The organism is Nocardia stercoris, from assembly GCF_003696265.1.
GTDB lineage: Bacteria > Actinomycetota > Actinomycetes > Mycobacteriales > Mycobacteriaceae > Nocardia > Nocardia stercoris.
Genome location: NZ_RFFH01000008.1, coordinates 117,189 through 130,789, shown reverse-complemented (window position 1 = coordinate 130,789; position 13,601 = coordinate 117,189). Strand labels below are relative to the sequence as shown.

The 13,601-nt window shown below is 70.3% G+C and carries 12 protein-coding genes; 10 read left to right on the top strand and 2 right to left on the bottom strand.

Going from position 1 to position 13,601, the window contains the following annotated elements:
• Nucleotides 1–112 precede the first annotated feature (112 nt).
• The 9 genes from EBN03_RS19850 to EBN03_RS19810 all read left to right on the top strand — a co-directional run bounded on the left by EBN03_RS19850 (nucleotide 113) and on the right by EBN03_RS19810 (nucleotide 8,154).
• Nucleotides 113–1,006 (top strand): 1,4-dihydroxy-2-naphthoyl-CoA synthase, encoded by an 894-nt coding sequence (locus EBN03_RS19850; RefSeq protein ID WP_122189565.1) that lies wholly within the window; start codon nucleotides 113–115, stop codon nucleotides 1,004–1,006.
• A 200-nt stretch (nucleotides 1,007–1,206) separates the two neighbouring features.
• On the top strand, nucleotides 1,207–2,400 hold the full coding sequence (locus EBN03_RS19845; protein ID WP_122189564.1) for a hypothetical protein: 1,194 nt from the start codon (nucleotides 1,207–1,209) through the stop codon (nucleotides 2,398–2,400).
• Between the two features lie 132 nt (nucleotides 2,401–2,532).
• Nucleotides 2,533–2,919: a VOC family protein gene (locus EBN03_RS19840; protein ID WP_122189563.1), complete on the top strand. Its 387-nt coding sequence runs from the start codon at nucleotides 2,533–2,535 to the stop codon at nucleotides 2,917–2,919.
• 78 nt (nucleotides 2,920–2,997) lie between these two features.
• On the top strand, nucleotides 2,998–4,173 hold the full coding sequence (locus EBN03_RS19835) for an inorganic phosphate transporter (RefSeq protein WP_122189562.1): 1,176 nt from the start codon (nucleotides 2,998–3,000) through the stop codon (nucleotides 4,171–4,173).
• The gene (locus EBN03_RS19830) at nucleotides 4,161–4,448 is read left to right on the top strand and encodes a hypothetical protein (protein WP_122189561.1); all 288 of its coding nucleotides are present in this window, start codon (nucleotides 4,161–4,163) and stop codon (nucleotides 4,446–4,448) included. Before EBN03_RS19835 ends, EBN03_RS19830 begins: the two co-directional genes overlap by 13 nt.
• Before the next feature lie 35 nt (nucleotides 4,449–4,483).
• Complete coding sequence (locus EBN03_RS19825) at nucleotides 4,484–4,834, top strand: DUF3349 domain-containing protein (protein ID WP_122189560.1); 351 nt, start codon at nucleotides 4,484–4,486, stop codon at nucleotides 4,832–4,834.
• A gap of 198 nt (nucleotides 4,835–5,032) precedes the next feature.
• On the top strand, nucleotides 5,033–6,175 hold the full coding sequence (menE, locus tag EBN03_RS19820) for an o-succinylbenzoate--CoA ligase (RefSeq protein ID WP_199742894.1): 1,143 nt from the start codon (nucleotides 5,033–5,035) through the stop codon (nucleotides 6,173–6,175).
• A gap of 129 nt (nucleotides 6,176–6,304) precedes the next feature.
• On the top strand, nucleotides 6,305–7,318 hold the full coding sequence (locus tag EBN03_RS19815; protein WP_122189558.1) for an ATP-binding cassette domain-containing protein: 1,014 nt from the start codon (nucleotides 6,305–6,307) through the stop codon (nucleotides 7,316–7,318).
• A complete protein-coding gene (locus EBN03_RS19810) occupies nucleotides 7,315–8,154 on the top strand; it encodes an ABC transporter permease (protein ID WP_122189557.1) in 840 nt (279 codons plus the stop codon). The genes EBN03_RS19815 and EBN03_RS19810 overlap by 4 nt, the downstream gene beginning before the upstream one ends.
• Nucleotides 8,155–8,206: 52 nt before the next feature.
• Here the strand turns inward: EBN03_RS19810 and EBN03_RS19805 are convergent, their stop codons facing one another.
• Nucleotides 8,207–12,127 (bottom strand): BTAD domain-containing putative transcriptional regulator, encoded by a 3,921-nt coding sequence (locus EBN03_RS19805; RefSeq protein WP_233608473.1) that lies wholly within the window; start codon nucleotides 12,125–12,127, stop codon nucleotides 8,207–8,209.
• A gap of 111 nt (nucleotides 12,128–12,238) precedes the next feature.
• Between EBN03_RS19805 and EBN03_RS19795 the strand changes: the two genes are divergently transcribed.
• Nucleotides 12,239–13,108 (top strand): 1,4-dihydroxy-2-naphthoate polyprenyltransferase, encoded by an 870-nt coding sequence (locus tag EBN03_RS19795; protein ID WP_122189556.1) that lies wholly within the window; start codon nucleotides 12,239–12,241, stop codon nucleotides 13,106–13,108.
• Nucleotides 13,109–13,114: 6 nt separating this feature from the next.
• Here EBN03_RS19795 and EBN03_RS19790 read toward each other — a convergent pair whose 3' ends face one another.
• Entirely contained in the window at nucleotides 13,115–13,504 is a 390-nt protein-coding gene (locus tag EBN03_RS19790) for a phage holin family protein (protein WP_122189555.1), read from the bottom strand.
• Nucleotides 13,505–13,601 lie beyond the last annotated feature (97 nt).

Here is a 13,601-nt window from a genome sequence, read left to right as displayed (position 1 = left end):
TCTGCACGGTAGCGCGTTTTCTTACGCTGTCTAGTCCACTGTGACCGGGTCGTACCGGCGACCGGGTGCCACAGGGCACCTGCGAACCGCTGCCATACGGCAAGATTGCCTCGTGACCTTCAAGCCTGAGCTGTGGAAGCCCGTTGCGGGTTTCGAGGACCTGACCGACATCACCTACCACCGGCACGTCGAACAGGGCACCGTCCGCGTCGCCTTCGACCGGCCGGAGGTCCGCAACGCCTTCCGCCCGAACACCGTCGACGAGCTGTACCGCGCTCTCGACCACGCCCGGATGAGCCCCGACGTCGGCGCGGTGCTGCTCACCGGCAACGGCCCCAGCCCCAAGGACGGCGGCTGGGCGTTCTGCTCCGGCGGCGACCAGCGCATCCGCGGCCGCAGCGGCTACCAGTACGCCGACGGCGAGACCGCCGACACCGTGGACGTGGCACGCGCCGGCCGCCTGCACATCCTCGAGGTGCAGCGGCTGATCCGCTTCATGCCGAAGGTGGTCATCTGCCTGGTCAACGGGTGGGCCGCCGGCGGCGGGCACAGCCTGCACGTGGTCTGCGACCTGACCCTCGCCAGCCGCGAGCACGCCCGGTTCAAGCAGACCGACGCCGACGTCGGCAGCTTCGACGGCGGTTACGGCAGTGCGTATCTGGCGAAGATGGTGGGACAGAAGTTCGCCCGCGAGATCTTCTTCCTCGGCCGCACCTACACCGCCGAGGACATGCACCGCATGGGCGCGGTGAACGCCGTGGTCGACCACGACCGGCTCGAGGACGAGGCCCTGGAGTGGACCGCCGACATCCTCGGCAAGTCCCCGCAGGCGCAGCGCATGCTCAAGTACGCGTTCAACCTGACCGACGACGGGCTCGTCGGCCAGCAGCTGTTCGCCGGCGAGGCGACCCGCCTGGCGTACATGACCGACGAGGCGATCGAGGGCCGGGATGCGTTCCTGGAGAAGCGATCCCCCAACTGGACCGGATACCCCTACTACTTCTGAGCCGGCCTGCGCGAGTTCGTCTGGCGCAGTGACGTATTCGAGGCCACCGCACAACCGGGCGAGTAACCCGGTTGTGCGGTGGCCTTTCTCGGCCCCCATCGGAACGATTTCGTTCACCGCGCGTTCGCGACGGGTTCACAGCACGAGCATCCGGCACTGCCAGCGTGTGGGCGCCGGACTTGCAGAACCCGAGGAATCCCATGCCTGTACGAACCATCCACAAGGCGGTCGTCGCCGCCGCGGCCGTCACGCTCAGCACCATCCTGGCCGGACCGGCCGTCGCGGACCCCAACGACAGATCCGGACAGGACGATTCGTACAGCCTCGCCGTGTACGGCGACGCCCCGTACGGCACCTCCCCGACCGACACCAGCGAAACCGACGCGACCCCGGCGTTCATCGACGCGGTCAACGCCGACAAGTCGATCCACGCGGTCGTGCACGTCGGTGACATCCACTCCGGTAGCCAGTACTGCACCGAGGCCTATGACCGGCAGGTCGCCGGCCTGTGGTCCGCGTTCGAGAAGCCGCTCGTCTACACCCCCGGCGACAACGAGTGGGCCGACTGCCACAAGAAGAAGGAAGGCGGCGGCGTGTACAACGCCACCACCGGCCGGATCGACTACGTCACCGACAGCAGCGGCAACCCGGTCGACTACGCCCAGGGCAACCCGATCGACAACCTCGCGCTGGTCCGGTCGATCTTCTTCCCGGCCCCCGGCGCAACCCTCGGCAAGGGCAACCTGAAGGTGCTCTCGCAGGCCCAGGTCGACAACAGCGCGCACCCGGCCGACAGCCAGTACGTCGAGAACGTCATGTGGCAGCGCGGCGGCACCGAATACGTCACGATCAACCTGCCCGGCGGCTCGAACAACGACGCCGACCCCTGGTACGGCACCCCCACCGCCTCCCCGCAGCAGACCGCCGAGGCCGCCGACCGCACCGCCGCCGACCTGCGCTGGCTCGACCGCGCCTTCGAGACCGCCGCGCGGCAGCAGGCGACCTCGGTCGTCGTGCTGACCCAGGCCGACATGTGGGACGTCGACGGCAAGTCCCCCGCCCACCTCACCAACTACGAGCCGGTGATCCAGAACCTCGCCGCGCACACCACCGCGTTCGGCAAGCCGGTCCTGCTGCTCAACGGCGACTCGCACACCTACCGCTCGGACAACCCGCTGCAGCAGGCCTCGCCCTGTGTCGGCGACGCGAACGTGTGCGCGGGTGACGCGTGGACCGCGCACCCGAGCTACAACGTGCCGAACTTCCACCGGATCGTGGTGCACGGCAGCACCTTCCCGCTCGAATACCTGCGGCTGACCGTGCACTCGCAGGCGCAGCCGGCCGCGGACACCTCGTTCGGCCCGTTCAGCTGGGAGCGCGTCACCGACAAGTAGGTCCCCCGACCGGACTTCGCGGCGGCACACCCTCCCGGTGTGCCGCCGCAACCGTTTCCGGCCGCGTATCGGGTACGACACGAGCCGGCCGAAGTACCGGACGGGCCGCCCGCGGCGTGGGAAGGTCGTGGCATGGAGATCCTCGGGAGCCGGGTGATCGTGCGGCCGGCGGACTACGAGCGCAGCCTGGCGTTCTATCGCGACGGACTCGGGCTGGCGATCGCGCGGGAGTATCCGGGCGGGACGGTGTTCTTCGCCGGGCAGTCGCTGCTGGAGATCGCCGGACACGGCCGGGACGAGGCCGCGCCGGGCGGGTTCTCCGGCGCCCTGTGGCTGCAGGTGCGCAATGCCGTGAAGGCGGAGGCGGACCTGACCGCGCGCGGCATCACCGTCGACCGGCGGCCCGTGCGTGAACCGTGGGGGTTGATCGAGATGTGGCTGCACGATCCGGACGGCGTCCCGATCGTTCTGGTCGAGGTTCCCGCCGATCACCCGCTGCGGCGCGATACCCGGGTCTGAGCTGCGCGCAAGCGTGGCGAATGGACCGTTCCGGGGGGTCTGTCGCGAACCTGGCAACCGGTAAAGAACACTGTCTGGGTGACCGCCGAACTCGTCGTGCTGCTCATCGTCATCGCGACCGCCCTCGCGTTCGACTTCACCAACGGCTTCCACGACACCGCCAACGCCATGGCCACCTCCATCGCCACCGGGGCGCTCAAGCCGCGCACCGCCGTCGTGCTGTCGGGGCTGTTGAACCTCGTGGGGGCGTTCCTGAGCGTGGAGGTGGCGGCCACGGTCGCCGCCGGAATCGTGCGGCTGGACAAGGTTTCCGGGACACCGCTGCTGGTGATCGTGCTGTCCGGTCTGGTGGGCGGCATCCTGTGGAATCTGCTGACCTGGCTGCTCGGCCTGCCGTCGAGTTCCTCGCACGCGCTGTTCGGCGGCCTGATCGGCGCCACCATCGCGGCGCTCGGCCCGGCGGGCGTGATCTGGTCGGCCGGGAGCAAGGGCGTGGTCGCCAAGATCATCGTGCCGGCGGTCGCCGCGCCACCGGTCGCGGCACTGGTCGCCGGGGTCGCCACCTGGCTGATCTACCGGATCACCCGCGGCAGCGACCCGGCCGCGGTCGGGCGCGGATTCCGTTGGGGTCAGATCGGGTCGGCGTCGCTGGTGTCGCTGGCGCACGGCACCAACGACGCGCAGAAGACGATGGGCATCATCTTCCTGGCGCTCATCGCGCACGGCACCGCCAAACCCACCGACGAGCTCCCGTTCTGGGTCATCGCGGTCTGCGCGGGCGCGATCGCCGGCGGAACCGCGGTGGGCGGCTGGCGGATCATCCGCACCCTCGGCAAAGGGCTGGTCGACATCGAGCCGCCACAGGGACTGGCCGCCGAATCCGCAAGTGCGGCAATCATTCTCACCTCGGCCGAATTCGGCCTGCCGCTGTCCACCACCCAGACCGTGACCGGCGCGATCCTCGGCACGGGCCTCGGCCGGCCCGGCGCCGAGGTGCGCTGGTCGGTGCTGGGCCGGATGGCGGTCGCCTGGCTGCTGACCCTGCCGGCGGCCGCGCTGGCCGGTGGCGCGTGCTGGTGGATCGCGCACCTGATCGGCGGCCTGCCCGGCGTGCTGACCATCTTCGCGCTGTTGGTCGCCGCCGCCGCGGCGATCTACCGGCGAGCGCGGTCCGCCCCGGTCACGGCCGGCAATGTCAACGACGAATGGCCGGCCCCGCCCGCCGGCGTGAAGGGAGAGTCGTGCACACCCTGACCACCGACCTGCGGGAACTGGCCCAGGTGACGGCCACCGCGCTGCTGTTCGGCGCCGGCCTGCCCACGATCTTCGCGATCGCGATCCGGCTGCAGTCCACCGCGACCGAATCCGGGGCCGACGGGCGCGGCACCGCAAACTCGGTGCGACTCGCGGCCGGCATCGGCTCGGCCCTCTGCTACGCGGTGGTGGCGGCGGCCGTTCTGGCCGGTGTCCTCTATGTGGCGAAGGGCTTCCTGGCGAGCCGCCTCGACATCCATCTGTTCAGCCTGTGACACGAGCGATAGCCAGTACCACCGGAAGGTGAGCCATGACTCTCGACCCGACCTCCCCGCATGAGACCGGCGGCCGCCTGCCGCGACAGGCCGTCCTGAGCAAGGTGCTGGCCTGGCTGCGGGCCGGCTATCCACAGGGAATTCCCAGTACAGACTATGTGGCACTGCTCGCCGTACTGCACCGGCGGCTGACCGAAACCGAGGTCGGATCAGTCGTCGCACAGCTGGTCCGGGAGCGCGACGGCGAGGACGCGGTGCACCCCGACGAGATCGCGGCGGCCATCGTCCGAGTTGCCAAGGAACAGCCCGGCGAGGACGATATCGCAAGAGTGGCTTCGCGGCTCGCTGCCGGCGGATGGCCGCTGGCGACACCGACGTCCGACTGATCCGTCTCCGAGCGAAGAGCGCAGGTTCGATGCCCCAGCAACTACGCAGGCAACTACGCAGCACAGCTCATATGCGAACGGTTCACCACCACGCGGTGTGCGAAGCGACTACAGGCGCGGTGACCGACCCGTGCGCGGGCCGGTCCTGTTGACATGACACTATCGGCCAACGTGAGCAGTACCCTGCGGACCCTTCCCATGCCCACCGGGGCATATGTGGGCGACGTGATGCCGCACCTGCGTGCGGCGCTGGACGGCCACGGGCCGGCCTGGTTGCCGATCCCGTCGTCCGACCGCCGCGAAGCGCAGCGCCTCTCCGGCGCCCTGCGGCCGGGTGAACCGATCGAAGCCGACGTCGCCCTCGTGGTGACCACCTCCGGAACCACCGGCGTCCCCAAGGGCGCGATGCTGGGCGCGGAAGCCCTGCGCGCCAGCGGCGAGGCCACCCACGAACGCATCGGCGGCCCGGGCCAGTGGTTGCTGGCCCTGCCCACCCATCACATCGCCGGCGTGCAGGTGTTGTTGCGCAGCATCCTCGCCGGCACCGAACCCGCGGTACTCGACGTGTCCGGCGGTTTCCTGCCGCGCGGCCTGGCCAGCGCGGTCGCCGGGATGACCGGGGAACGGCGGTACACCGCGCTGGTCCCCACCCAGCTGATCAAGGCGCTCGAGGAGCCGGTGGCCGCGGACGCCCTGGCCCAGCTCGACGCCGTCCTGATCGGCGGCGCGCCCACCCCGCAGCCGGTGCTGGACCGGGCCCGCGAGGCCGGGATCACGGTCGTGCGCACCTACGGGATGAGCGAGACCTGCGGCGGCTGCGTCTACGACGGCGTGCCGTTGACCGGCGCGAAGGTGAAGATCGAGGACGGCCGCGTCATGCTCGGCGGCGCGATGCTCGCCAAGGGCTACCGCGGCCTGCCCGAGCATCCGGCCTTCGCCGAACCCGGCTGGTTCCGCACCGACGACGCGGGCACCTTCGAGGACGGCGTGCTGTCGATCTCCGGGCGACTCGACGAGGCCATCATGACCGGTGGTCTGCTGGTGATCCCGCAGGTGGTGGAGGCCGTGCTGGCCACCCATCCCGCGATCAGCGAATGCGTGGTGCTCGGCCTGCCCGACGACCGGCTGGGCCAGCGGGTCGCGGTCGCGGTGGTGCCGGCGCCCGGCGCCACGGTCACGCTGGACGAGCTGCGCGACCACGTCGTGGCCGAGCTGGACCCGATCGCCGCACCCCGCGAGCTGGCGATTCTGGAGGAACTGCCGTTGCGCGGTCCCGGCAAGCCCGACCGAGTGGCGCTGCGCGCGCAGATGATCGCCGACGGCGCGGACCTGCTGGACTGACCCCATACCGCCCGGCGCAAGCGCTTGCACCGGGCAGTTCGCCTTGCGCAAGCGCTTGCGCCCGGTGGTCCGCTCCTTGCGCAACAGCGACGCAAGGGCGACGCAAGACCGCCCCCGCACAGTAGGTGCATGACACAGAACGCACCCGCAAACACCCTCGCGATCGAGGCGGAGGGGCTGGTCAAGGTCTTCGGCGAGCAGCGTGCGGTGGACGGCGTGAGCCTGGCGGTGCCGCGCGGCGCCGTCTACGGCGTGCTCGGACCCAACGGGGCCGGTAAGACCACCACCATCCGCATGCTCGCCACCCTGATGCGCCCCGACGGCGGCAGCGCCCGCATCTTCGGCCACGACGTGGTGGCCGAGCCGACCGCGGTCCGCTCGCTGGTCGGCGTCACCGGGCAGTACGCCTCGGTCGACGAGAAGCTGAGCGCCACCGAGAACCTGATGATCTTCTCCCGCCTGCTCGGGCTGAGCCGCCGGGACGCCCGCAAGCGCTCCGCGGAACTGCTCGAGGAGTTCGGGCTCACCGAGGCCGCGAACAAGTCGCTGGAGCACTTCTCCGGCGGTATGCGGCGCCGGCTCGATCTGGCGGCCAGCCTGATCGCGACCCCGCCGCTGCTGTTCCTCGACGAGCCCACCACGGGCCTGGACCCGCGCACCCGCGCCCAGATGTGGGACACCATCCGGCGTCTGGTCCGTGAGGGCGCGACCGTCCTGCTCACCACCCAGTACCTGGACGAGGCCGACCAGCTGGCCGACAAGATCGCGGTGATCGACCGCGGCAAGGTCATCGCCGACGGCACCTCCAACGAACTGAAGGCCTCCGTCGGCCTGTCGGCGCTACAGCTCACGCTGGCCGACGCCGACCGGCTCGGCGAGGCCCGAGTTCTGGTGGGCGAGTTCCTGTCCCGGGCCGTGGGCCGGACCGTCGAAGCCAGCATCACCCCCGAGGCCGGGCGCCTGACCGCGCCACTGGCCGACCCCTCGGTGACCGCCGACCTGCTGATCCGCTTGCGCGACAGCGACATCCGGGTCGAGGAGATCACCGTCAGCAAGCCCAGCCTCGACGAGGTTTTCTTCGCCCTGACCGGGCACGCCGCCGAGGAGTCCGACACCGACGCCGAACGGAGCGCCGCAGCATGACCACCACAACTCTCGAACCCACCGCACCCGAGGTGCGGCAGCCGGCCCCGATTCCCCAGGTGAGCAACCACATCGGCATGCGTCGCACGCTGGCCAACTCGCTCACCATGGCCTATCGCGGCCTGCTCAAGATCAAGCACAACCCGGAGCAGCTGTTCGACGTCACGATCCAGCCGATCCTGTTCACCGGCCTGTTCACCTACATCTTCGGTGGCGCGATCGCGGGCAGCGTGCACTCGTACCTGCCGATCCTGATCCCCGGCATTCTGGTGCAGACCGTGGTGCTCACCTCGGTGGTGACCGGCACGCAACTGCGCGAGGACATGGACAAGGGCGTCTTCGACCGGTACAAGTCACTGCCGATCGCCCGGATCGCCGCCCTTGCCGGTGCCCTGATCGCCGATATGGCGCGCTACGGCATCGCCACCACCCTCACCATCGGGATGGGCCTGATCCTGGGCTACCGCCCCGGCGGCGGTGTGGCGGGTGTGCTCACCGCCGGCCTGATCGTGGTGTTCTGTTCCTTCGCGATCAGCTGGATCTGGGCCCTGGTCGGGGTGACCGGCAAGAGTGCCGCCGCGGTGCAGGGCATCTCGATGATGATCATGTTCCCGCTGACCTTCATGTCGGGTGCCTTCGCCTCGGTGGCCACCATGCCGGGCTGGATGCAGGCCATCAACAAGGCCAACCCGATCTACTACATGGTCAACGCCTGCCGTGAGCTGATGAACGGCAACGTCTACAGCCACAATCTGGTGTTCTCGGTGGTCGGTTCGGCGATCGTGATCCTGATCTTCGCCCCGCTCGCGGTGCGTGCCTACATGCGGCGCGCTTGAGGGCAGTACCGGATCGGACCCGGCGGCCGTGTGCCGCCGGGTCATTCGGTGTCTACGTGGCGAGTTCGTCGAACAAGGCCAGCAGCCGGACCGCGGTAGCGTGCCGGGAGAGCTGGTTCGCGGCGGCCACCGCGGCGTCGATCCGGTCCGCTCCCACCCGGGACTCGTGCAGGTCGCGATGCCGGGCCCACAGCACGGATACCACGTCCTGCCGGGCACGCACCCGCGGCGCGGCCGCGAACAGGGCAAGGCCGGGCTCCGACTCCGGATCACGCTGCAGCAGATACGAACCCATCACGCAGGCCGCGACACCGAGCTGCGGCAGATCCTGGAATTGGGACAGCCGCTGCTGGACCTCGGCGATGATCTCCGTAGCGAGATCGGGCACTTCGCCGGTCCGGCCGTGGAGCACATGTGCCCCGAAAGCGAAGCAGGCCGCGGGAAGTGCTCCAGGACCCGGGGTCACGCTCTCCGGGCTGTGCCACTGCATCAGCGGCAGTACCGAGCGAGCCCGCCGCAGGCCGGTGTCCACATCGCCTTCGGCGAGGGCCAATTCGGCCCAGCCACCGTGGATCGCCGCCCGCCGCGGATTCGGCCGCAGCACCGGGTCATCCGGGCCCTGGCCGGGATCGAGATATCCGGCGGCCAGCTCGAGTTCCCGCCGGGCTGCGGACAGGTCTCCGGATCCGATCAGCGCCTGCGCGAGATAGCTTCGCAGTTCGACACTTTCGTCATACGCGCGCAGCAGCAGCAGATTCTCGGCCGCCTTGCGGTAGTGGCGGGCGGCGGTCGAGTATTCACCGGCCTGCGCGTGCAGCTGGCCCAGATGCTGGGCCGCCATGGCACCGCCCCAGATGTCGGTGTCGGTGAGGTACTCGATACCGCGCAAGGCATCCCGCATGGATCCGGGGTAATCGCCCGCGTTCTCTCGGATATTGGCCCGCAGGAACAGCGCCTGGCAGCGGACCCGCCGGTCTGCCGACCGGGAACCCGCGATCAGTACCCGGCCGACCGCGCCGATGGTCGGGCGCGCGCAGAGAATGGCGCCGAAGAACTGTGACAACGCATTCAGCTCGACGCCCGAACGCAGCAGCCGGCGTGCCCGGGTGCGGATCCGGGCTACGCTGCGCATGCCGTCGTCCTGGATGTACATCAGATGGCCGGCCAGCAGCACATGCGACGCCATCTGCAGGTCACCGGTCGGCTTCGGGCCCGGCGGGCCGGGTGGGATGGCGAGCAACCGTGCGGCCCAGCTGATCAGATCCATATGCGCGCCACGCACCATCCAGGCCACGCCGAGCACCGGGAACACCTGGTATACGGTGTCCGGATCGCCGGTATCGCAGGCCCAGCGCAGTACGGCGATCAGATTGTCGGATTCCGTGATCATCGCCAGCATGCCGGCGGCCTGATCGGCCTCGATGTACGTCTCCATCGTGGACACCCCGAATTCCCTGGCCCACCGGGCCATCCGGGTCATCACGACCGCCTGCTCCCCGGCTGCGGTCAGCTGCTCCTCGCCGAATTCCCGAACCGTCTCCAGCATTCGGTAGCGGGTGCCGGTCTCGTCCTCCAGCACCGTCAGCAGGGACTGGGTGACCAGCCCTTCCACCGCAGCGGCCACATCGTCGACGCCGTCCGCACTCGCGACCAGTTCGGCTGCGGCGGAGGTGAATCCGGACGGGAAGCGGCACAGCCGGCGCAGAGCGATGCGTTGCGGTTCGTCGAGCAGGTTCCAGCTCCACTCGATCACCGCGTGCAACGTGCGATGGCGGGCCGGAGAGCTGCGATCTCCGCTGCGCAACAGGGTGAATCGGTCGGCCAGCCGTGTCTCGATCTCCTCCACGCTGAGCGTGCGGGCGCGGGCGGCGGCCAATTCGATGGCCAGCGGGAGACCGTCGAGGGTGCGGCACAGGCGGGCCACGGTCGGCCCGTCCAGGCGGATCGACGGCCGGACCGCCCGGGCGCGGGCGGCGAACAGTTCGGTGGCGGGCGACCCGGCGTCGTCGATCGCCAACGGCGGCAACGGATATACCGTCTCGGCGGTGATCTCGAGCGGCGACCGGCTGGTGGTGAGCACGGTCAGGCGGTCGCAGGTGCCGATCAGGTCGGCCACCACCTCGGCCACCGCGTCGACGAGATGTTCGCAGTTGTCGAGGATCAGCAGGATGGCCCGCGCGGAGAGCGCGTCCCGCAACCGATCCCGGGCGTCGCTGGTCCGGCGAGGCCGCAATACGCCCGTGTCCCTGGCGGTTTCACCGACACCGAGCACGGCGCTGATCGCCGCCTCCACCTCGACCCGCGCGGCCTCGGCATCCTCGGGGTCCGACCGCACCGATGCCAATTCCACCAGCACGACCGGCATCTCGGGAGCGAGGCGGGTTCCGAGCGCATTGGCCACCCGGGTCTTTCCGGTACCGCCGGGACCGAGCACGGTGGTGACCCGCGACGAACGCACCAAGTCCTCGATGGCGCCCAGGTCGGCGGCCCGGCCCAGCAGCGGGTTCGGTGCGGCACGCAGGCCGAGTGCGGTGGGCTGATGGAGCCCTCTGTCGGACAAGTGATTCGGATCGAACGCCGCACCGCCGACTGGTGCCGCTGGGTGCGGTGTCATGCGGTCGCCAGCTGGGTGCACCTGTGACGCCGCGGATTCCACGAACCGGTGACCCCCTGCGCGATCCGCCGCAGCGGAGCCGAAACCAGTTCGACTGGACTGTGATTCGGCGAGTTCGGTGGTGACGTCGCTGCACCCGAAATTGTCGCGACCACCGCCGAAACTGCCGGGGCTACCCTGCGGCACAGTGCCGCCCGCGTCGGGTCGGCTCTCATCCCCGTTACCGTGCGACCCACCGGAACCGAGCGCGCCGGTATCACCGGAACCGCCTACAACACCACCGGATTCGTGTGCGGCGCCACCGTGACCTGATGCCCCGCCACCGGGGCCACGTGCGGCACTGTCGGAGCCACCTGCGCCGACACCGTAGCCAGGCGCTCCAGCGCGACCGGAACTGTTTGCGGCACTAGCGGATTCGCGCCTATCACCGTCTCCGGCGCCGCTCGGCGCGCGGTCGTCCGGACGACGGACCCGGGTCTCGACCGGGTCGCCGCGCAGAATCGTGGTGTTCAGCGCCACCGCAGCGGGTCCCGGGTCGGCACCCAGTTCGTCGACGAGGCGGTGACGCAGGGCCGCGAACACGTCCAGCGCCTCGGTCCCCCGCCCGCTCGCGGCGAGCAGCCGCATCAGCGTGGTGTGCGCGGGCTCGTCGAGGGGTGCGGCCGCCGTGCGGCGGCGGGCGATGTCGATCGCGCCCGGCAGGTCGCCTACCGCTTCACGGATGGAGAGTTCGAGCTCGTCCAGGGCCGCCCAGCGCGTCGCGGCCAGGTCGATCAGTTCGTCGGCCACCGGCCCGGACGGCAGCCCGGCGCCGGGCTCGCCGCGCCACAGCGAGCGGGCCTGCTCGACCACCGCGAGCGCCGCACTGTCGGCGGCGTCGGCGTGCAGTTCGCGCGCGTGCCGTTCCAGCCGGCGGGCCAGGGTCAGGTCGACCTGTTCCTCGCGCAGCAGCAGCCGGTAGCCGGCCGGGCCGATCTCCAGCACGCCCTCGGGCAGCGCGGAGCGGAGCCGGGAGACCTGGGTGTGCAGGGCGTTCATGGGTGCGCGCGGCGGTTGTTCGCCCCAGACGTCGTCGATCAGCGCCTGCGCGCTGCGGCTGCGGCCGGGGTGACAGGCCAGCGCGGCGACCAGCAGCCGGGCCCGCGCGCCCGGAACCGCGGCGAGTTCCGGCATGTCCGCGATGGGCGATGCGGCTGTGGCGCCGGAGTCCGGCGCTGCCGCACCGCGCCGGGCCGGACCCGCGTCCGCGCGGCGGAGGGCGATCTCGCCGAGCAGTGCGATCCGGACCGCACCGGCGGCGGGATCGGCGATGCGGGGGCGTGTCCCGGCGTCGCCGGCAAAGCTGTCATCTGCAAACATGCTCTCGCCATCATAAGTCGGGCATCGGCCGGGCACCGGGTCCGACGTCTCACCGGTGGTGGACGGAGTCGGGGCCCGGACCGTCCGGCGGGCTGGATATAGGCTGCTGATATGGCTAGTGCTGCTCAATGGCTCGAGGGTGCGCGACCCCGCACCCTGCCCAACGCGATCGCACCGGTGCTCGTCGGCACCGGCGCGGCCGCCTCGCTCGACGCCGCGGTCTGGTGGAAAGCCCTGCTGAGCCTGCTGGTTTCGCTGGCGCTGATCGTCGGGGTCAACTACGCCAACGACTATTCCGACGGGATCCGCGGCACCGACGACGACCGGGTGGGGCCGTTGCGGCTGGTGGGGTCGGGGCTTGCGAGCCCGGCGGCGGTCCGCAATGCCGCGATCGTGAGCCTGGGTATCGGCGCGGTGTTCGGTCTGGTGTTGGTGCTGGTCACCGCGTGGTGGCTGCTGCTGGTCGGCGCCGCCTGCCTGGCGGGCGCCTGGTTCTATACCGGGGGCCGTAACCCGTACGGGTACAGCGGTTTCGGGGAGATCGCGGTCTTCGTGTTCTTCGGGTTGATCGCGGTGCTGGGCACCGAGTTCGTGCAGGCCGAGCGGGTCGACTGGGCCGGGCTGGTGGGCGCGGTCGCGGTCGGGTCGTTCTCCAGCGCGGTGCTGGTCACCAACAATCTGCGCGATATCCCCACCGACACGGTGTCCGGGAAGACGACGCTGGCGGTGAAGCTGGGCGACACCCGGACTCGCACACTGCATCTGGCGCTGATGATCGTGCCGTTCCTGGCCACGATCGGCCTGGTGGCCCGCACGCCGTGGGCCCTGGTAGGCCTGGTCGCGCTCCCGCTGGCGGTGCGGGCCAACGCCCCGGTGCGCGGTGGCGCGCAGGGGCCGGGGCTCATCCCGTCGTTGAAGGACACCGGCCTGGCCATGCTGGCGTGGTCACTGGTGACCGCACTGGCGCTGGGCCTGGGCTGACGCCGCTCAGCGCTCGTCGGGAACGGCGAAGCTCAGCAGCCAGTTGACCACCGAGATCACGATGCCGGCCAGCACGGCGGTGCCGAATCCGTGGATCTCGAGGCCGTACTCGCTGCCGTCGGTGATCTTGGCGGTGAGCAGCAGCATCAGCGCGTTGACCACCAGGACGAACAGTCCCAGGGTCATGAACATCAGTGGCAGCGACAGCATCTTGACGATCGGTTTGACGAAGGCGTTGACCAGGCCGAACACGGCCGCGACGATCAGTGCCACGACCACCTTCCCGGTGGTGCCCTTGTCGGCCGGGCTGATCAACTCGATGTTGTGCACCAGCTTGGTGGCGACCCAGATGGCGACGGCGTTGATGACCAGGTGCATTCCTACGCGGACGAACATGCGGCCAGCGTAACCGCACCACCTGTCGCGCGCGGTCCGGTTTTCGTGCCGTCGCCGGGCGTTCACGCGGGCCGAGCGCGCTGCGGTGCCGGGATCG